Source organism: Sphingomonas sp. Leaf33, from assembly GCF_001421785.1.
Lineage (GTDB): Bacteria > Pseudomonadota > Alphaproteobacteria > Sphingomonadales > Sphingomonadaceae > Sphingomonas.
In genome coordinates this window covers 907224-925351 of record NZ_LMLB01000001.1, presented here as the reverse complement: position 1 = coordinate 925351, position 18128 = coordinate 907224, and the positions used below count along the sequence as shown (strand labels likewise).

The window sequence follows — 18128 nt, the reverse complement described above, 5'->3', positions numbered from 1 at the left end:
AGGTTCGCCGCGTAGGTCATGCTGGCAGGCTTACCCGAACTCAGAGGCGGGAAGCGAGAGGACCTGGACGATGCGTATTACGATGTGCTCGATCATCGCATTGCTGCTGGCGACGCCGGCCGCGGCGCAGCGCCCGGCGGACTATCCGTCGAGCTATGACGCGCTGGTCGCCCGCGCGCGGGGCGAACGCGGCGTGCGGGTCTATGGCAACGCCGATGCCGCGGCGATGGCGCCGCTGATCGCCGCGTTCCAGCGAACCTATCCTGGCGTCAGCGTCCGGTACGACGAACTCGAATCGCGTGCGATCTACGACCGCGTCGTCGCCGATGCGCGTGGCCGTCGCCCGAGCGCCGACCTGGTCTGGTCGTCCGGCATGGACCTGCAGGCCAAGCTGATCAACGACGGGTATGCGCAGGCGTATCAGAGCCCGGAGAAAGCGGCGCTGCCGACGGCCGCGGTCTGGAAGAACATGGGCTACGGCGTCACGACCGAGCCGGTCGCGATCGTCTACAACCGCCGCGCGATCCCTGCCGCTCAGGTCCCGCGGACGCATGAAGCGCTGGAGCGGATGCTGACCGATCGTCGCGGCGCGCTGACCGGGCGCGTGGCGACCTATGACCCGGCGCGATCGAACGTCGGCTATCTCTATCTGACGCAGGATTATGCGATCACCCGCGACACGCGCTCGCTGCTCCAGGCGATCGCGGCGACGCGACCCTGGGTTGCGCGCACGACCGATGCCATGCTCGCCGCGATCGCCGACGGGCGGATCGCGATCGCCTACAACGTCGTCGGACCCTATGCGCTGGCCCAGGCGCGGCGCGACCCGCGCATCGGCGTGGTCTTCCCGCGCGATTACACCATCGTCGCCTCGCGCGTTGCGTTCATCACACGTCAGGCGCAGCGACCGGCGGCGGCGCGGCTGTTCCTCGATTTCCTGCTGTCGCGCACCGGGCAGGCGCTGCTCGCGCGCGAATGGCTGCTGCCGGTCCGCACCGACGTGCGCGCGCCGCGACTCGCCCGCGATCAGGCGCGGCCGATCCGCCTCGGGCCGCAGCTTCTCGTCAATCTCGATTCGATCAAGCGTCGCCGGTTCCTGGCCGACTGGCGCACCATCCTCGCCGAAGGAGCGCTCCGTAAATGACCGTCCTGAAAACCGCCTGCGCACTCGTTGCGCTAGTCGCGGCCACCCCCGCACTGGCCCAGGCCCCATCACAAGACGATCTCGCCGCGCTGGTCCGCCAGCAGGCCGCCGAGATCGCCGCGCTCCGCGCCCGTCTCGACCGGATCGAAGGCGTGCAGGCGAGCGCGGCGCAACCCGTCCCGCTGGCGCCGCAGGCCACGCCGCCGGTCGCGCTCGCCGCCTCGCCGCAGCAGGTGATCACGCCGCCGTTCGCGCCGCAGCTCGTCTCGCCCGGCCCCGCGGACCGGGACATCGGCCGTGCGCGCGAAGCCAATGCCTCGGGCGTCACCACGGAATGGGGCGCCGGCCTGCCCGTGTTCCGCTCGGCGGACGGCGTGTTCACCTACAAGCCGCGCGGCCGCATCCTGACCGATGTCAGCTCGACGTTCGGTTCACGCTACGATGCGCGCAACATCACGACGACGGGCATGCGCGCGCTGCGCCTCGGCCTCGAAGGCGGCGTCGGCACGCATTTCTTCTACCAGTTCGAAAGCGATTTCTCGGAGAACGAGGTCGACGTCGTCACCGCCTTCATCGGCTGGCGCAACAAGCTCGGCAAGATCGGCGACTATGACGTACGCGCCGGGCACCTGTTCAACGACCGCGGCTTCGAAGGATCGACCGGCTCGGATTCGACGCCGTTCATGGAACGCACCGTCGTCTCCACCGCGATCATTCCGCAGCGCGGCTTCTACGGCATCGGCATCATGCCGCGGCTGTTCTGGAAGAGCGGCCACGCGTCGCTGACCGTGACCGGCGACCGGGTCGACGGCAACCAGGCGACGAGCGACAGCCGCACCGCCCTCGCCCGCGTTCACTGGAACCCGATCAAGACCGATCGCGGCGTGCTGCACCTCGGTTTGTGGGGCTTCGACGAGGCGCTGGCGTCGGGCGCCACCTCGCTGACCCGCAACACCGTCATCGGCGGGCGCTTCAACGGCGCGCTGCGGGTCTCGACCGGTACGCTGACCGGCGGCACCGGGACGACCGGCTACGGCGCGGAGGTCGGCGGCTATGTCGGCCCGTTCTGGCTGATGGGCGAGGCCGGGCGCCGCGACGCGCATCTGGACGGCGGCCGCCCCGATTTCACCAGCAAGGCGTGGAGCCTGTCGGGCGGCTGGTTCCTGACCGGCGACCTGCCGCCGTACAATCCGCGCCTCGGCAGCTTCGGCCAGCCGCGCGTGCTGAAATCGATCTTCGACGGCGGGCCCGGCGCGATCGAGCTGACCGCCCGCTACGAAAACCTCGACTACACTGACCTGCTGACCGGCGGGCGCGGCTGGGCCGCGACGGTCGGCGCCAACTGGTATCTCAACAGCTTCATCCGCTTCCAGTTCAACGTCGTCCACTGGAACACCGACAATCGCGCCGGTGACTTCACAGGGCCCGACGACGGCCAGACCGTCGGCACCCGCATCGCCGTCACCTTCTGACGCCCCTCTCTCCCGAGGACACGCCCATGACTCTCACCGCCTATGGCTTCCTGATGGTCGCCGTCTTCATGACGCTGATCATGACCAAGAAGATGACGCCGCTCGTCGCGCTCATCCTCGTCCCCACCGTCTTCGCGCTGATCGCCGGCTTCTCGGCGGGTCTCGGCGACATGATGATCGACGGGATCAAGAACCTGGCGCCGACCGGCGTCATGCTGCTGTTCGCGATCCTGTTCTTCTCGACGATGACCGATACCGGGCTGTTCGACCCGCTGGTCGGGCGGCTGATCCGGCTGGTCCACGGCGATCCGCTGCTGATCCTGGTCGGTACGGTCGTGCTGTGCGCGATCGTCAGCCTGGATGGCGACGGATCGACCACGTACATCATCTGCATCGCCGCGCTTCTGCCGCTCTACAAGCGCTTCGAGATGAACCGCCTGTACCTCGTCGCGCTGCTGATGAGCACCAGCGGCATCATGAACCTGACGCCGTGGGGCGGGCCGACCGCACGCGCGGCAAGCGCGCTGAAGCTCGATCCGGCCGAGCTGTTCCTGCCGCTGATCCCGGGCATGATCGCGGGCCTGGTCTTCCTGATCCTGCTCGCGGTCTATTTCGGGCGCAAGGAACGCCGCCGCATCGGTCACGTGAAGGGCAATGCGCCGACCGACTTCACCGGCATGGCGGTGTCGCAGTTCCCCGAGGCGCGCCGGCCCCATCTTCGCTGGTTCAACGGCGCGCTGACGATCGCGCTGATCGCCGCGCTGGTGCTCGGCATCCTGCCGCTGGCGATCACGATGATGCTCGCCTTCGCGATCGCGATGGTCGTCAATTACCCGATGATCGCCGACCAGAAGGAACGCATCGCCGCGCATGCCGGCAACGTGCTGGCGGTCGTCTCGCTGATCTTCGCCGCGGGCATCTTCACCGGCATCCTGTCGGGCACCGGCATGGTCGAGGCAATGAGCCGCGAAGTCGTCAGCGTCATCCCGCCGGCGATGGGGCCGTACATGGCACCGATCACCGCCGCGCTCAGCCTGCCGTTCACCTTCTTCATCTCGAACGACGCCTTCTATTTCGGGATGCTGCCGATCCTGGCCGAGGCGGGCGCGCATTACGGGGTCGAGCCGATGGCGATCGCGCGCGCGTCACTGATGGGCCAGCCGGTGCACCTGCTCAGCCCGCTGGTCCCGTCGACCTATCTGCTGGTCAGTCTGGCAGGCGTCGAATTCGCCGATCACCAGCGTTTCACGCTCGTGCCCGCGACCCTGGTCTGCATCGTGATGACGCTGACCGGGCTTGCCGTCCTCGCCTTCCCGTTCGTCGGCTGAGCATTAGGAGGTCCGACGATGGCCTATCGTACCGTTCCGCTGGTCCTGCTGCCTGCCATGGGCTGTGACGGACAACTCTGGGCGCGCCAGATCCTCGACCTGGGGGACGTCGCGCATCCCGAGCTCGGCGATCTGACCGTGGACGACACGCTCGCCGCGATGGCGCAGCGGGTCCTGGCGCACGCCCCGCCGCGCTTCGCGGTCGCCGGTGTCAGCCTGGGCGGGTATGTCGCGCTGGAGATGATCCGCTGCGCGCCCGAGCGGATCGAACGGATCGCCCTGTTCGGGACGCGGGCATCGCTTCGCTCGCGCCCCCGGACGGTCGCCGAGCAGGGCCTGCTCGCGACCGCGCCCCACGCCGACCCGATGCTGACCCCGATCGTCAGCGGCCCCGTCCAGGCGATGGCCGACCGCGTCGGCACGCAGGTGTTCGAACACCAGCAGCGCGCGCTGCTCGCCCGCCCCAGCCTGACCCCGGCGATCGAGGCGATCCACGTGCCGACGCTGGTCGCCGTTGGCGATCGCGACCGCATTTGCACGCCGGAGGATGCGCAGGCCCTGGCGGACCGCATCCCGACGGCGCGGTTCCATATCCTGCGCAACTGCGGCCACCTCGCCCCGATCGAACGCCCGGGCGAGACGACGATGCTGTTGCGCGAGTGGCTGGAGCGATGAGCGCGATGTCGCGGGCGTTCTCCCGGACGGATCGGGCGGTCGACAACCGCGAGCGGTGAAGACACGCCCGCCGCCCGGCGATATGGGGCGATGATGGCCCGGCTGCTGCTCTTCAACAAACCGTTCGGCGTTCTGTCGCAATTCACCGACCGGGGGTCGCCGACCGTGCGGTCGACCTTGTCGGACTTCATCGACATGAAGGGAGTCTATCCTGCCGGCAGGCTGGATCGGGATAGCGAAGGCCTGTTGCTGCTATGCGATGACGGGCGACTGCAGGCGCGCATTGCCGATCCACGGTTCAAGATGCCCAAGACGTATCTGGTGCAGGTCGAAGGCGACCCGCAGGAGGCCGAATTGGAGCGCCTGCGGCGGGGCGTCCGGCTCAACGACGGCCTGACCCTTCCCGCAGATATCGACCGTATCGCTCCGCCGGACCTCTGGCCGCGCGACCCGCCGATACGCCAGCGCAAGATGATCCCCGACACCTGGCTGAAGATCACCATCCGCGAAGGACGCAACCGGCAGGTCCGCAGGATGACGGCGGCGGTCGGCCTCCCCACGTTGCGGCTGGTCCGCTGGTCGATCGGCGACTGGTCCGTCGCCGGAATCGCACCGGGCCAGTCCGCCGAACTTGCCCTCACCAGCGGAAGTATCGACGGCATCCGCTGACGTTGCCTGGCCAAGCGCCACGCGAAGCGTCTGGCCGAAGCGCGTCTCGCGGCACTATAGGCTGTCGGTCACCGCCGGGCGATCCGCTTCCTCACCCACACGCTCGCCCCACAGTACGTCGGCAGGGTTTCCAGCACCAATGAACTATCGCCATTCCTATCATGCCGGCAACAGCGCCGATGTCGTGAAGCACAGCCTGCTGATCGCCCTTGTCCGGACCTTGCAGCTGAAACAGGGTGCGTTGACCCTGATCGACACCCATGCCGGCTGCGGGCTCTACGACCTGGGTGGCGAACAGGCCCAGCGGACCGGCGAGGCGACGCACGGCGTGCTGCGGGCGCTGGCCGACGTGCACCCGTTGCTGGACGACTATCGTGCCGCGGTGCAGGCGGTGAATGCGGGGGCGGATGCGGGCCGCCTCTACCCCGGGTCGCCGCAGATCCTGGTTGAGCTTCTGCGTCCGCAGGACGTGCTGATCCTCAACGAAAAACATCCCGAGGACGCCCGGGCGCTGCGCGGCGCGATGCGCGGCACCGTGGCTGCCGTGCACGAGCGTGATGCCTATGAGCTTTGGCTTGCGATGCTGCCGACGCGGACCAGTCGGGGCATGGTCGTCGTCGACCCGCCGTACGAGCAGACGGACGAACGCGACCGCATCACCGCGACCCTTGCCGCGGCCCATCGCAAATGGGCACATGGCGTGACGGTCATCTGGTACCCGCTGAAGGATCGCGCGACGCACGAGCAGTGGAAGTACAAACTGCGTCGGCTCGGCATCCCGAAGTTCCTGGCGGTGGAGCATTGGCTGTACGATGCCGATCAGCCCGGCATCTACAACGGCGCGGGTCTTTTCATCGTCAACCCGCCCTACGCCTTCACCCAGGCGCTACCGCCGCTGCTCGAGGCCCTTCGCGCAGCGCTGGCGCCGGAGGGACACAGGGGAGAGATCATCGCTGACTGGCTGAATAGCTGACCGTCGCGAGTGCGGTCGCCTCAGTTGCCGTCGGCATCGACCATGAAGGTCACCGGCTTCCCCCGCGATTCGGGCTCCCAACCCGCCGACAATGCGGCACGCACGCACCGCGTGATCGTCGCGTCGTCGAGTTGGAGGCGGCCGCGCGGCAAGCCTTTCAGGAGCCGTTTGGGCGGCGGGAATTCCATCCAGGCTTCGCGCTTGGCACCGTGTTGCAGCAGCGAGATCGTCATCCCCTTCCAGCCCTCGTCATCCGAGAGATGCGGCTCGTTTCGAAGGCGCCAATCATATGTCGTGCCGTCGACATCGATCGTGCCACCGTTGGTCTGGGACTTTGACATGCAACGGCCTTAGCAGGTCGGCGCGATCAGGACAGAGGTCGTCGATCAGCGGCGACCCGGGCCATTCGATGGCAGCCCGTCGCCTTGCGGCGGCATCTCGGGTCGGACCTGGCCGTGGGCCAGCAGGGCGAACAGGCCGGCGCCGCCGACCAGGTTGCCGAGCGCTGCCGGCAGGATCGCCCCGGCCACCGCCGCCGGCAGGTCGAGCCGGCCGGCCCAGACCAGCGCGAAGGCCTCTGCCGAACCGACGATCGAATGGCTGAAGCCCGCCGCGCCGACGACATAGGTCACGACGAAGATCAGCCAGAAGGATTGATCACGTGCGTTGGGCAGCAGCCACGCCATCGCCGCGATCAGGAAACCGGCTGGAATCGCGGTCCAGAACGTCGCGACCGCATCATGGTGCAGGATCACGGTCGATACCGACACGATGCCGTCGCGCAAGGGGGCGTCGATCAGCGGCAGCGTCGCAAAGCCCGCCGTGGCGATGGCCGTGCCCGCCAGGTTCGCGATCAGCACGAGCGCCCACAGGCGGACCGTCCGGCGCGCGGTCCGCCACGACGGGTGGGTGGCCAGCGGCAGCATCGCCGTGATCGTGCTTTCGGTGAAGAACTGCATCCGTCCGAGGACGACGATCATGAAGCCCAGCGGATAGCCCAGCGTCACGATCAGGCTGCTCCAGGGACTGGACGGCACCGCCTGGACCAGCGCCGCCTCGGCCACCAGCGATGCGGTGATGGCCAACCCGCCGGCGAGCCCCGACCAGAGCAGGGACGCGGTCGGACGATCGATCTCCGCCTGTCCTTCCTCGCGCACCGCGCGGTGAAGCTCCTTTGCGTCCGCCGCCTTGATGTCCTCGACGTCGGATGGATTCGGATCTGTCATGCGCGGCAAACGGCCGCGGCGATGATTGGCTCCACCCCCCGCGCCGGGACGCAAGTCGACAGCACCAGACCGTTGGAACTTCGCTCATCGCGTCGCGCAGCAGAAGCAAAACCACGCCTAGGAATTACATTCACACGCGTGATAGTGAATGTTGACACCGCCGATTTCCCCCGGCATCTTCGTCACACAAGCCGAGTCCAATCATCGGCAGCGACAGTGGGAGAGGAAGCATGCGGGCACTGCATCTGGCATCGACGTGTGCCGTGGCGATCGTTCTGGGGACGAGCGGGGCGACGGCGCAGACGGTGGTCGCGCCGGCGACGCCGACGACCGAGGGCAAGCCGCCCGTCATCGGGCAGGAATCGACCGACGAGACACCCGGATCGAACGACGTCATCGTCACCGCCACCCGCCGCGCCGAGCGGTTGCAGGACGTGCCGCTGAGCATCACCGCGTTCCAGCAGGAAGAGCTGACGCAGAAGGGCATCGTCGGTTTCGAGGGGATTGCGCGCGAGACGCCGGGCGTCGTGCTCAACCGTCCGACCCAGAATTTCAACAACTTCACCGCCCGCGGCATTGCGACCAACGGCTACAACGCCAACCTGCAAAGCTCGGTCGCGGTCTACATCGACGAACTGCCGGTTTCGACCATCGGCAATACCACCGTCGTCGATCCTAACCTGTTCGATGTCGAGCGCGTCGAATTCCTGCGCGGGCCGCAGGGCACGCTGTTCGGATCGGGATCGCTGTCGGGGGCGATGCGCATCCTGACCAAGAGCCCGGACCTTAACGACTTCGACCGTTCGGCGCTTGCCGACCTGGGGCTGACCGGCAGCGACAGCTTCCGCCAGCGCTACAACGCGATGATCAACGTGCCGATCGTCAACGACAAGCTGGCCGTCCGCGCGGTCGGTTTCTATCGCAACGAGGAAGGCTATCTCGACAACGTCGGAACCGGCGTCCACAACGCGAACACGCTGATCGATTACGGCGGGCGCATCATCGCGCTGTTCAAGCCGACCGATCGCTTCTCGATCCGCCTGCTCGCCAGCTACGAGAACAGCGACCCGAAGGATTCGTCGCTGACCAGTCCGTCGCTGGGCCGCGAGAAGCGCATGTCGGACCAGCCCGATCGCTTTACCGGCGAACAGACCGTGCTGAACGCGACGATCGACTATGATTTCGATTTCGCCAAGCTCACGTCGTCGTCGACCTTCTCTGACTTCAACCAGCGCTTCTATGTCGATCTCGCCGGCACCTTCCCGCGCCAGGCCGCCTTCCCCGGTGCGCCGATCGCGTTCGGGCTGGATGCGGACGCGTTCGACAAAGTGTTCGTGCAGGAAACGCGCCTTGCCTCGTCGCTGGGCGGCAAGTTCGAATTCGTCGTCGGCGGCTTCTACCTGAACCGTCGCCGCGACGTCGATTTCAACTACCGCTCGAACCCGCAGTTCCTGGCCGCCCGCCGCCTGACCGGCCTGCCCGACCAGTATTTCCAGAAGCTGTTAACCCATTCGAACAGCGAAGAACTGGCCGGCTTCGGTGAGCTGACCTACCGCTTCTCGCCCAAATTCTGGCTGACCGGCGGGATGCGCTACGGCCGGACCTCGGCACAGGCGTTCACCGAAGCGGGCGGCTACGTCGCGACCGATACGCGCGGCCTCAACTACTATGCGCTCGCACTGCTCGGCCTGTCGGGCAATTTCGTGACCTTCACGCCGTACCAGCCGGTGACGGGCGTAAAGGCGACCGGATCGAAGCCGTCGTGGAAGGCAAGCGCCTCGTTCAAACCGACCGAGTCGGTCACGACCTACGCCACCTTCTCGACCGGGTTCCGCGCGCCGATCGTCAACGCCGCCGCCGGCCGCGCGAGCACGGTACCGGGTGCCAACGACGTCATCATCCCCAACGGTGCGTCATCGGACGACCTGAAAAGCTACGAGATCGGCGCGAAGGGGCGGTTCCTGAACGGCCTCGTCACGATCAACGCCGCGGCATACCTGATCGACTGGAACAACATCCAGGCGCAGGCCAACCGCGTGTCGGATTCGGTGCAGTTCGCGACCAACATCGGCGGCGCGCGCAGCAAGGGGTTCGAGGTCGAGATGGGCGTCGTTCCGGCAAAGGACGTCTTCATCGGCCTGAACGCCGCGTACAACGATTCGAAGATCACCAAGCTGAGCGCGGCGGAAGCGGCGATCTCGGGTGCGGTGCTCGGCCACCGGCTGTCGGCGCCGCGTCTGCAGGGCGCGCTCTACACCTCGATCGGCTTCGACCTGGGCGAGACGGCAAAGGGCACGCTGGCGGTCAACGCGCAATATGTCGGGTCGTACAACAGCTCGTTCCCGAACACGCCGGGCAACCCGAACCTGCGTCTGGCGACGTTCGGCAAGACCGACGAATATGTGAATACCAACATCAGCTTCGGCGTGAAGAGCGGACCGATCTCGGCACAGGCCTATGTCGAAAACGTGTTCGACGACCATTCGGTGACGTACATCCACCCCGAGGCGTTCCTGCTCAGCCGTGCGGGTACGCTCCGCCCACGCACCATTGGCATCCGCCTCGGCTACGGGATCTGACATCATGGCAAGCATCGCCACGCCCGCCCCGGCCCGCCGCCCCGGCGTGGTGCTGGCGGTGCTGACCTTCGTCTACATCCTGAACTTCCTGGATCGGCAGTTGATCGGCATCCTCGCCAAGCCGATCCAGGACGCCTTGCAGATCACCGATGGGCAACTGGGGCTGATCGGTGGCCTGTACTTCGCGATGTTCTATTGCTTCATCGCGATTCCGGTCGGCTATCTGGCGGACAAAACCAATCGTGTCGGCGTATTGTCACTTGCGTGCGCGGTCTGGAGCGGGGCGACGGTCGCTTGCGGCATGGCCAACAACTACGCCCAGCTGGTCGTCGCGCGGATGCTGGTGGGGTTCGGCGAAGCGGGCGGCGTACCGCCGTCCTACGCCATCATCACCGACACCTATCCGCCGGGCAGGCGGGGCGCCGCGTTCGGCATCTTCAACATGGGACCGGCGATCGGCGCGGCGGCCGGCGTCGCGTTCGGCGCCGCGATTGCCGAACGGTTCGGCTGGCGGATGCCGTTCATCGTCGTCGGCGGAATCGGCATCGTGACCGCAGGCCTGGTCTGGCTGATCGTCCGCGAGCCGGCACGTGGCGGCTTCGACACCGTGCGAAGCGCGGACACCGCCCGCTTCTGGCCGACCCTCAGGATGTTCTTCTCCAACCCCGTACTGATGCTCGCGGCGCTCGGCAGCGGGGCGACCCAGTTCGTCACCTATGGCCTCGGCAACTTCGCGGTCCTGTTCCTGATGCGCGACAAGGGCATGGTGTTGAGCGAAGTCGCGGTCTGGTACGCGCTGGTGCTGGTCGTCGGCATGGCCGGGGGCATGATGCTGTCGGGGCGGATCATCGACCGGATGACGCGCACGTCGCGCGCCGGCTACGCGGTCGCGCCCGCCGCCAGCCTCGCCATCGCCATGCCCTTCTACATCGCCTTCGTCTGGGCGCCGACGTGGCCGCTCGCGCTGCTGCTGCTGACGGTCGTGATGGTGTTCAACTATTTCTACCTGTCGGCCTCGGTTGCGCTGGTGCAGGAGGAGGTGCGACCCGACCAGCGGGTGCTGTCGGGCGCGCTGTTGCTGCTCGTCATGAACTTCATCGGCCTCGGCCTCGGCCCGACCTGGGTGGGCTTCGCCAGCGACTGGTTCAAGGCCAACGGCGCGGCGCAGTCGCTCCAGTCGGCGCTCTATACGCTGACGCCCTTCTACCTGATCGCCATCGCCCTGTTCGTCACACTCGCACGGCGGCTCGGCCGCGAGGTTCGCGTATGAAAGCCCTGTTCGCCGCCGCACTGCTCGCCGGCGCGTCGCCTGCGCTCGCCCAGACCGTCGCGGCGCCCGCGGGTACGGTCGAAGGCACGACCGAGCGCGGGCTCAGCGTCTTCCGCGGCATTCCGTACGCACAGCCGCCCAAGCGCTGGCAGCCGCCGGTGCCGCTCGCGCCCTGGAGCGGCGTGCGCAAGACGACGCGCTTCGGCCCCGCCTGCATCCAGCCGCGGCCGATCAGCGCGGGCATCTACACCAACCCGCCCGCGGCGATGAGCGAGGACTGCCTGACGCTCAACATCTGGGCGCCGAAGCAGGCACCTAAGCAGGCTGGGGCACTGCCGGTCGTCGTCTGGATCCACGGCGGCGCGCTGGTGTCCGGCTACAGCCACGAACCGATGTACGACGGCGCGGCCATGGCGGCGCGCGGCGTGGTCGTCGTGTCGATCAACTATCGCCTGGGCATCCTCGGCTACCTCGCGCATCCGGCGCTGAGCGCGGAGAGCCCCGAGGGCGTTTCGGGCAACTACGGCCTGCGCGACCAGATCGCCGCACTCGACTGGGTGAAGCGCAACGTCGCGGCGTTCGGTGGCGATCCGGCGAACGTCACCATCGCGGGCGAATCCGCTGGCGGCTTGAGCGTCCTGTACCTGATGGCAAGCCCGCAGGCGCGCGGGCTGTTCGCCAAGGCGATCGCGCAGAGCGCCTATATGATCTCGACGCCCGAGCTGAAGACCACCGCACACGGCACGCCGTCGGCGGAGGCCGCCGGCACCGCGATCCAGACGGCACTGGGTGCCTCGGACCTTGCGGTGCTTCGGGCGATGGATGCGGAGACGCTGACGGTCACCGCCGCCGCCAAGGGCTATGGTCCTTGGGCGACGGTCGACGGCCGCTACCTGACCCGCCAGCTGGTCGATACCTGGGACCGCGGCGAGCAGGCGCCGGTGCCGCTGATCGCCGGGTTCAACGCCGGCGAGACGCGCTCGCTCAGGATGCTGGTGCCCCCCGCGCCGGCCGATGCCACAGCATACGAAGCGACGATCCGCGCGCGCTACGGCGACCTCGCCGAGCCGTTCCTGGCGCTCTATCCGGCGAGCAGCATGAGCAACTCGATGCTCGCGACCGCCCGCGACGCGCTCTACGGCTGGACGGCGCAGCGGCTCGCGATCGGCCAGACCGCGATCGGCCGGCGCGGGTACCTCTATCTCTTCGACCACGGCTATCCCGCCGCCGACGACGCCGGGCTGCACGCCTTCCACGCCGCCGAAATCCCCTATGTCTTCGGTACGCCCGACAAGACCCCGCCGCTGTGGCCGCGCGTGCCCGACACGCTCGGCGATCGGCGGATGTCGGATGCGATGCTCGGATATTGGACATCCTTCGCCAAGACCGGCGCGCCGGTCGCGGCCGGCCAGCCCGCCTGGCAGCCCTATGGCACGGCGGCCAACTACATGGCGTTCGCGGCGAAGCCCGAGCTTCGCCGGAAACTGCTGCCCGGCATGTTCGCGCTGCACGAGGCTGCGGTGTGCCGCCGCCGCGCGGCGGGCGACCAGCCGTGGAACTGGAACGCGGGCATCTGGTCGCCGGTGCTGGCCAAGACGGCAGGCTGCAAATGATCGACGGGAGTATGCAGGATTACGAGCTGACGCTCGACCGCTTCCTGTGCCATGCGGCCAAGTGGCATCCGGACGTGCAGGTCGTCACGGCCGATGAAAACGGTGCGACGGCGCGGATCGGCTATGCCGCGCTGAAGGCACGGGCACGCACCGTCTCTGCGGCCCTCGCGACGCTTGGCATAGCGCGCGGCGACCGCGTCGCGACGCTCGCCTGGAACAGCGCAGAGCATGTCGAGGCGTGGTACGGCACGATGGGCATGGGCGCGGTATGCCACACGCTCAACCCGCGACTGACCGCGCAGCAGCTCGGCGCGATGGTCCGCCAGTCGGAAGCTGCGGTGCTGATCGTCAGCGCCGACCTGCTGCCGCTCGGCGCCGCGATCGTCGACCATGCGCCGGTCGTCGCGCATATCCTGGTCATCGACGGCGAGCCCGATCCCTCAATCAAGGCGCGCGCCCGGATCGCGACGCTGGAGGACGCGATGGCGGGCGCCGGTTGCGGCGCCGCCTGGGGGCGGTTCCCGGAAACCGCGCCGTCCGGCCTGTGCTTCACCTCGGGCACCACCGGCGCGCCGAAGGGCGTCACCTACACCCACCGGTCGAGCTACCTCCATACGCTCCGGCTGTTGCAGGTCGACACGATGGCTATCTCCGTCGCGGACACGGTGCTGGCGGTGGTGCCGATGTTCCACGCCAACGCCTGGGGCCTGCCGTTCGCGGCCCCGGCGGCCGGCGCGACGCTTGTCCTGCCCGGTCGCAAGACCGATGGCGCGAGCCTGGCGCGACTGATCGCCGGCGAAGGCGTGACTGTCGCGGTCGGCGTGCCGACCGTCTGGCTGGGCCTGGTCGAGCATCTCGAGGCGACCGGCGGCGACCTGCCGTCGCTCCGGCGGATCATCGTGGGCGGCGCGCCGTTGCCGCCCGCGCTGATGGAGCGGATCGAGACGCGGCTGGGCGTCGAAGTGCAGACGAGTTGGGGCATGACCGAGCTCTCCCCCTCCGGCACCGTCGCGCGCGCCGGCGACACAGATCGGTCCGCCGCACATTCCGGCAAGCCCGCGATCGGCGTCGACCTGCTGCTGACCGATGCCGACGGCACCCCCCTGCCCGACCAGCGCGACGGCGAAGGGCATCTGCGCGTCCGCGGTGCAGCGGTGGTCGATCGCTATTTCGGCCAGGCCGCCACCGCGTGCGACGCGGACGGCTGGTTCGTGACCGGCGACCTCGCGCGGATCGATGCGGCGGGCAACCTGACCATCACCGGCCGCGCAAAGGACCTCATCAAGTCGGGCGGCGAGTGGATCAACCCCGCCGAAATCGAGGCAGTGGTCGGTGCCCTGCCGCAGGTGTCGCTCGCCGCGGTCATCGGTCGCAGCGACATGAAATGGGGCGAACGGCCGCTTCTGCTGGTGGAACTGCGCGAGGACGGTGTCAGCGACGGCGACCTGCTCGCCGCACTCAAGGGCCGGGTCGCGTCGTGGTGGATTCCCGACACCGTCGTTCGCCTGCCCGCGATGCCGCTCGCTCCGACCGGCAAGATCGACAAGCTGCGCCTGCGCGCCGAATTCGGTGCCGCTTGACGACGCTGCGCGCCCGCCCGACAGGTGCCGCCGTGCCTGAGACCGCAAAAGCCCCGCGCCGCTCGAAGAAAGCGGAACAGCGCGCCGAGACGATGGAGCAGATCCTCGACGCGGCCGAATATCTGTTCTCGAAGCACGGGCTGCACGGCGTCACGCTGAAGGACGTCGCTGCCCGCGTCGGCGTCCACCACACGCTGCTGAACTATTATTTCTCCGACAAGACGACGTTGTTCGACGCCGTCTTCTCCCGCCGCGCGGTCGTGACCAGCGAGCGGCGGATGCACGCGCTCGACACGTACGAGGCGGCGTGCGCGGGCAAGCCGACCGTCGAGGGTGCGCTGCGCGCGTTCCTCGACACCGACCTCGACCTGTATATCGAGGGCGGTGAGGGCTGGAAGAATTACGCGGCGCTGGGCGCGCAGGTCGCCAACACCCCCGAATGGGGCGCCGAGCTGATGGACGAGCATTTCGACCCCGTCGTGCTCCGCCTGATACATCTGCTGAAGCAGGCGCTGCCCGACTGTGCCGAAGCGGACATCTTCTGGGGATACCACTTCGTCACCGGCGCGCTGATGCTGACGCTGGCGCGCACCGGCCGCATCGACAAATTGTCGCAAGGGCTGTGCAAGTCCGACGATTTCGTCGCGGTGAAGGAGCGAATGGCATCCTTCATGGCCGCGGGCTTCCTGCAGATCTGCAACGCGAAGCCGTAACGGCGATCCGTTCACCCGCCTGCTTCATTCACTCTCTTGATAGTGAAACTACGGCGGTGTAGCGCTCTCGCAGTATAACGAGAGGATACTTCATGAAGCTCGCCAATCGCGTCGCGATCGTTACCGGTGCCGGCGGCGGTCTGGGTCGGTGCCATGCGCTGTACCTTGCCGGTCAGGGCGCGGCGCTGGTCGTCAACGATGTGTCGGACGCCAACGCCGCCGCCGTCGCAGCAGAAATCACCGACGCCGGCGGGCGGGCGATCGCGGCGACCGGGTCGGTGACCGACGAGGCGGCGGTCGGTGCGATGATCGACAGCGCACTGTCGCGCTTCGGCAAGGTCGATATCCTCGTCAACAACGCCGGCATCCTGCGCGACAAGAGCTTCGCCAAGATGACGATCGACGATTTCCGCCAGGTCGTGGATGTCCACCTGATCGGCGCGGCGATCTGTTCGAAGGCGGTGTGGGAGCCGATGCGCGAACGCCGCCATGGCCGCATCGTCATGACGACGTCGTCGTCCGGCCTCTACGGCAATTTCGGCCAGGCGAACTATGGTGCTGCCAAGATGGCGCTGGTCGGCCTGATGCAGACGCTGGCGATCGAGGGCGAGAAATACGGCATCCGCGTCAACGCGCTGGCCCCCACCGCCGCGACGCAGATGACCCGCGACGTGCTGCCCGACGACAGCCTGCGCCTGCTCGACCCGGCGCTGGTCAGCCCGGGCCTGCTGCCGCTGGTGACCGACGACGCCCCCACCCGCGCCATCCTGTGCGCCGGCGCCGGCCACTTCGCCGCCGCGCAGGTCACGCTGACCCGAGGCATCCAGATCGGCGGCGCGGCGACCGCGGGAGAACAGCTCGTCGCCCGCTGGAGCGAAGTCACCGACCCAACGGATGCGATCGTCCCCGCCTACGGCTTCCAGCAGGCCGAACGGGAAGTCGCTGCGGCCAAGGCCGCCTGACGCCGCCGAAAGGTGACCCGCCTTTCATCGACCATGCTCGCACTGTTCGCTCCGCGCATGGCCCGCTGTCGCGATCGCCGCGACAACAGGCGAGGATCCTGGTCGTCCGCTCGGCAACCAAGACCGAGAAGAGCAGCGCGATCGGGGTAGTACCGCAACCAGACCCGGTCCGTTTCGTCGATCTGCGCGTTCGGGCCAGCATGAGCCGTGTCCATCATGATCGCTACCCGTACCGCGCCATCGTCGATCGCCCGGACTATGACTGGCCCGGCGGACGGCGGCTCGCGATCTACCTGGGCGTGAACTACGAGGTCTTCGACTTCGGCGGCGGGCTGGGTGCGAAACTGGCGCCGTCGCAGACCGACCCCGATGTCATGAACTATGCGTGGCGCGACTATGGCAACCGGGTCGGCGCCTGGCGGCTGTTCGACCTTTTCGACCGTCTCGCCCTGCGCACCACCGCGCTCCTCAATGCCGACGTCCTCGACGCCTGCCCGGGCCTGGCCGAGGCGTGCCGCGACCGCGGCGACGAAATCGCGGCGCACGGCGGCAGCAACGCCGTCGCGCAAGGGAGCCTGGCGAAGCCGGGCGAGGCGCAGATGATCCGCGACGTGACCGATCGGCTGGCGAGCCTTGGCGTACGGCCGACGGGATGGCTGGGCCCGTGGATTTCGGAGAGCCGGCACACCCCGGACCTGCTGGCCGAGGCGGGGTATCGCTATGTCCTCGACTGGGCGCACGACGACCAGCCCACCCGGCTGGCGACCGCGCATGGCCCCCTGCTGTCGGTGCCCTATTCGCAGGAGATCAACGACATTCCCGCGATCATCCAGCGCAAGCAGGAAGCCGAGACCTTCGCCGCCATGATCCGCGCTGCGGTCGAGCAACTGCTGTCGGAATGCGATCGCCGGCCCGTGGTGCTCGGCATCGCGCTGCATCCCTACATCATGGGGCAGGCACACCGCGTTCCGCCGCTCGCCCGCGCGCTGACCGAGCTGCGCGCGGCGAACGATCCACGCATCTGGTGGACCACCGCGGGCGACATCGCCGAGCATGTCGAGGCCAACGGGCTGGCGGTGTAAGGTCTGGTCAGCGCGGCGCGCGGGGTGCCGAACGGTCGGCAGCGCGGGCGTGGAGGCTGCGCACCTCGTCGGCGAATGCATCCACGGGGCCTTCGACCTGCGCGCCAGGCACGACATCCGTGATCCTGAGCGGCGCGATTGCGAGCGACGACCGCCCTAGCTCCTTCATCCACGCGCCGAGCTGTATCGTCGAAGTCGCGTAGACGATCCGTCCCAGACCGGCGATGCCGTGCGCCGCCGCGCACATCGCGCAATGTTCGCCGGAGGTGTAGACGGTCGCCGATCGTCGCGCGTCGGCGGACAGATGCGCCACGGCCCAGCGAACGATCGCGAATTCGGGGTGGCGCGTGGCGTCGCCACCGCCCACGCGGTTCCGGTCCTCGAACAGCCTGTCGCCCTCGGCCGAGACGAGGACCGAGCCGAACGGCTGGTCGCCCGCATCGACCGCCTCTGCGGCAAGATCGACGCATCGGCGCAAATGATGAAGGTCGCGGTCATCCATGATCGGTCCGTCCGTCGGATCTTCAGGCCCGCGCGCCGGCGATCATCCGGCGCGCGATCGTCCGCACCGCTTCGTCGTCCTTGTCGGGGCCGGTCGCGGGATCGCCCAGATAGTCGAGACTTGCGTCCAAGACATCGAGCAGGCCGGGATGGCGCGCCTCGACATATTCGATCGTCTTGAACAGCAGATGATCGGTCGCGATCTCGCGGCGGCGGGTCTGGGTGATATCGTCCATGGGCAAAACTCTCTTGTTCGAGCCTTCAACGCCGCAGGCCCCCCGATAGCTGCGCGGCATCCGCCATCCGGTACGTGAAAGGTTTGTTCCGGACGGTGGCACTCG

The 18128-nt window shown here is 68.1% G+C and carries 17 protein-coding genes; 13 read left to right on the top strand and 4 right to left on the bottom strand.

Features of this window, described 5'->3' with window-relative positions:
• Positions 1-70 precede the first annotated feature (70 nt).
• The 6 genes from ASE86_RS04605 to ASE86_RS04580 all read left to right on the top strand — a co-directional run bounded on the left by ASE86_RS04605 (position 71) and on the right by ASE86_RS04580 (position 6261).
• The gene (locus ASE86_RS04605) at positions 71-1144 is read left to right on the top strand and encodes an ABC transporter substrate-binding protein (protein ID WP_056422963.1); all 1074 of its coding nucleotides are present in this window, start codon (positions 71-73) and stop codon (positions 1142-1144) included.
• Entirely contained in the window at positions 1141-2616 is a 1476-nt protein-coding gene (locus tag ASE86_RS04600; RefSeq protein ID WP_056422957.1) for a porin, read from the top strand. Before ASE86_RS04605 ends, ASE86_RS04600 begins: the two co-directional genes overlap by 4 nt.
• Positions 2617-2642: 26 nt before the next feature.
• Positions 2643-3944 carry a CitMHS family transporter gene (locus ASE86_RS04595; protein WP_056422955.1) on the top strand — a complete coding sequence of 434 codons (1302 nt, stop codon included), beginning with the start codon at positions 2643-2645 and terminating at the stop codon, positions 3942-3944.
• An 18-nt stretch (positions 3945-3962) separates the two neighbouring features.
• Positions 3963-4619 (top strand): alpha/beta fold hydrolase, encoded by a 657-nt coding sequence (locus ASE86_RS04590; protein WP_056422952.1) that lies wholly within the window; start codon positions 3963-3965, stop codon positions 4617-4619.
• A 93-nt stretch (positions 4620-4712) separates the two neighbouring features.
• Positions 4713-5288, top strand: coding sequence for a pseudouridine synthase (locus tag ASE86_RS04585; RefSeq protein ID WP_056426603.1), 576 nt, complete (start codon positions 4713-4715; stop codon positions 5286-5288).
• Between the two features lie 139 nt (positions 5289-5427).
• The gene (locus ASE86_RS04580) at positions 5428-6261 is read left to right on the top strand and encodes a 23S rRNA (adenine(2030)-N(6))-methyltransferase RlmJ (protein ID WP_056422949.1); all 834 of its coding nucleotides are present in this window, start codon (positions 5428-5430) and stop codon (positions 6259-6261) included.
• A 20-nt stretch (positions 6262-6281) separates the two neighbouring features.
• Here ASE86_RS04580 and ASE86_RS04575 read toward each other — a convergent pair whose 3' ends face one another.
• Positions 6282-6602 (bottom strand): hypothetical protein, encoded by a 321-nt coding sequence (locus tag ASE86_RS04575; protein ID WP_056422946.1) that lies wholly within the window; start codon positions 6600-6602, stop codon positions 6282-6284.
• 45 nt (positions 6603-6647) lie between these two features.
• The gene (locus ASE86_RS04570) at positions 6648-7487 is read right to left on the bottom strand and encodes a formate/nitrite transporter family protein (RefSeq protein WP_056422942.1); all 840 of its coding nucleotides are present in this window, start codon (positions 7485-7487) and stop codon (positions 6648-6650) included.
• A gap of 230 nt (positions 7488-7717) precedes the next feature.
• On the opposite strand from ASE86_RS04570, the gene ASE86_RS04565 reads away from it, so the two are divergent.
• The 7 genes from ASE86_RS04565 to ASE86_RS04535 all read left to right on the top strand — a co-directional run bounded on the left by ASE86_RS04565 (position 7718) and on the right by ASE86_RS04535 (position 17286).
• Entirely contained in the window at positions 7718-10066 is a 2349-nt protein-coding gene (locus ASE86_RS04565) for a TonB-dependent receptor (RefSeq protein ID WP_056422939.1), read from the top strand.
• 4 nt (positions 10067-10070) lie between these two features.
• Entirely contained in the window at positions 10071-11336 is a 1266-nt protein-coding gene (locus ASE86_RS04560) for a spinster family MFS transporter (RefSeq protein ID WP_056422936.1), read from the top strand.
• Entirely contained in the window at positions 11333-12949 is a 1617-nt protein-coding gene (locus ASE86_RS04555; protein ID WP_056422933.1) for a carboxylesterase/lipase family protein, read from the top strand. Before ASE86_RS04560 ends, ASE86_RS04555 begins: the two co-directional genes overlap by 4 nt.
• The gene (locus ASE86_RS04550) at positions 12946-14529 is read left to right on the top strand and encodes an AMP-binding protein (RefSeq protein ID WP_056422929.1); all 1584 of its coding nucleotides are present in this window, start codon (positions 12946-12948) and stop codon (positions 14527-14529) included. Before ASE86_RS04555 ends, ASE86_RS04550 begins: the two co-directional genes overlap by 4 nt.
• 32 nt (positions 14530-14561) lie before the next feature.
• On the top strand, positions 14562-15242 hold the full coding sequence (locus ASE86_RS04545; RefSeq protein ID WP_056426600.1) for a TetR/AcrR family transcriptional regulator: 681 nt from the start codon (positions 14562-14564) through the stop codon (positions 15240-15242).
• A 92-nt stretch (positions 15243-15334) separates the two neighbouring features.
• A complete protein-coding gene (locus ASE86_RS04540; protein ID WP_056422926.1) occupies positions 15335-16204 on the top strand; it encodes an SDR family NAD(P)-dependent oxidoreductase in 870 nt (289 codons plus the stop codon).
• A gap of 200 nt (positions 16205-16404) precedes the next feature.
• Positions 16405-17286 carry a polysaccharide deacetylase family protein gene (locus tag ASE86_RS04535; protein WP_056422922.1) on the top strand — a complete coding sequence of 294 codons (882 nt, stop codon included), beginning with the start codon at positions 16405-16407 and terminating at the stop codon, positions 17284-17286.
• Between the two features lie 7 nt (positions 17287-17293).
• On the opposite strand, the gene ASE86_RS04530 is transcribed toward ASE86_RS04535, so the two are convergent.
• Positions 17294-17788 carry a nucleoside deaminase gene (locus ASE86_RS04530; RefSeq protein ID WP_200911482.1) on the bottom strand — a complete coding sequence of 165 codons (495 nt, stop codon included), beginning with the start codon at positions 17786-17788 and terminating at the stop codon, positions 17294-17296.
• Positions 17789-17810: 22 nt separating this feature from the next.
• Positions 17811-18023, bottom strand: a complete 213-nt coding sequence (locus tag ASE86_RS04525) for a hypothetical protein (protein WP_235523985.1) — start codon at positions 18021-18023, stop codon at positions 17811-17813.
• Positions 18024-18128: the final 105 nt, after the last annotated feature.

Coding starts and splice junctions, on each gene's coding strand:
- ASE86_RS04550 (WP_056422929.1), top strand. CDS start 12,946: ATGATCGACGGGAGTATGCAGGATTACGAGCTGACGCTCGACCGCTTC.
- ASE86_RS04600 (WP_056422957.1), top strand. CDS start 1,141: ATGACCGTCCTGAAAACCGCCTGCGCACTCGTTGCGCTAGTCGCGGCC.
- ASE86_RS04525 (WP_235523985.1), bottom strand. CDS start 18,023: ATGGACGATATCACCCAGACCCGCCGCCGCGAGATCGCGACCGATCAT.
- ASE86_RS04585 (WP_056426603.1), top strand. CDS start 4,713: ATGGCCCGGCTGCTGCTCTTCAACAAACCGTTCGGCGTTCTGTCGCAA.
- ASE86_RS04575 (WP_056422946.1), bottom strand. CDS start 6,602: ATGTCAAAGTCCCAGACCAACGGTGGCACGATCGATGTCGACGGCACG.
- ASE86_RS04560 (WP_056422936.1), top strand. CDS start 10,071: ATGGCAAGCATCGCCACGCCCGCCCCGGCCCGCCGCCCCGGCGTGGTG.
- ASE86_RS04565 (WP_056422939.1), top strand. CDS start 7,718: ATGCGGGCACTGCATCTGGCATCGACGTGTGCCGTGGCGATCGTTCTG.
- ASE86_RS04530 (WP_200911482.1), bottom strand. CDS start 17,788: ATGGATGACCGCGACCTTCATCATTTGCGCCGATGCGTCGATCTTGCC.
- ASE86_RS04570 (WP_056422942.1), bottom strand. CDS start 7,487: ATGACAGATCCGAATCCATCCGACGTCGAGGACATCAAGGCGGCGGAC.
- ASE86_RS04580 (WP_056422949.1), top strand. CDS start 5,428: ATGAACTATCGCCATTCCTATCATGCCGGCAACAGCGCCGATGTCGTG.
- ASE86_RS04540 (WP_056422926.1), top strand. CDS start 15,335: ATGAAGCTCGCCAATCGCGTCGCGATCGTTACCGGTGCCGGCGGCGGT.
- ASE86_RS04590 (WP_056422952.1), top strand. CDS start 3,963: ATGGCCTATCGTACCGTTCCGCTGGTCCTGCTGCCTGCCATGGGCTGT.
- ASE86_RS04605 (WP_056422963.1), top strand. CDS start 71: ATGCGTATTACGATGTGCTCGATCATCGCATTGCTGCTGGCGACGCCG.
- ASE86_RS04555 (WP_056422933.1), top strand. CDS start 11,333: ATGAAAGCCCTGTTCGCCGCCGCACTGCTCGCCGGCGCGTCGCCTGCG.
- ASE86_RS04535 (WP_056422922.1), top strand. CDS start 16,405: ATGAGCCGTGTCCATCATGATCGCTACCCGTACCGCGCCATCGTCGAT.
- ASE86_RS04595 (WP_056422955.1), top strand. CDS start 2,643: ATGACTCTCACCGCCTATGGCTTCCTGATGGTCGCCGTCTTCATGACG.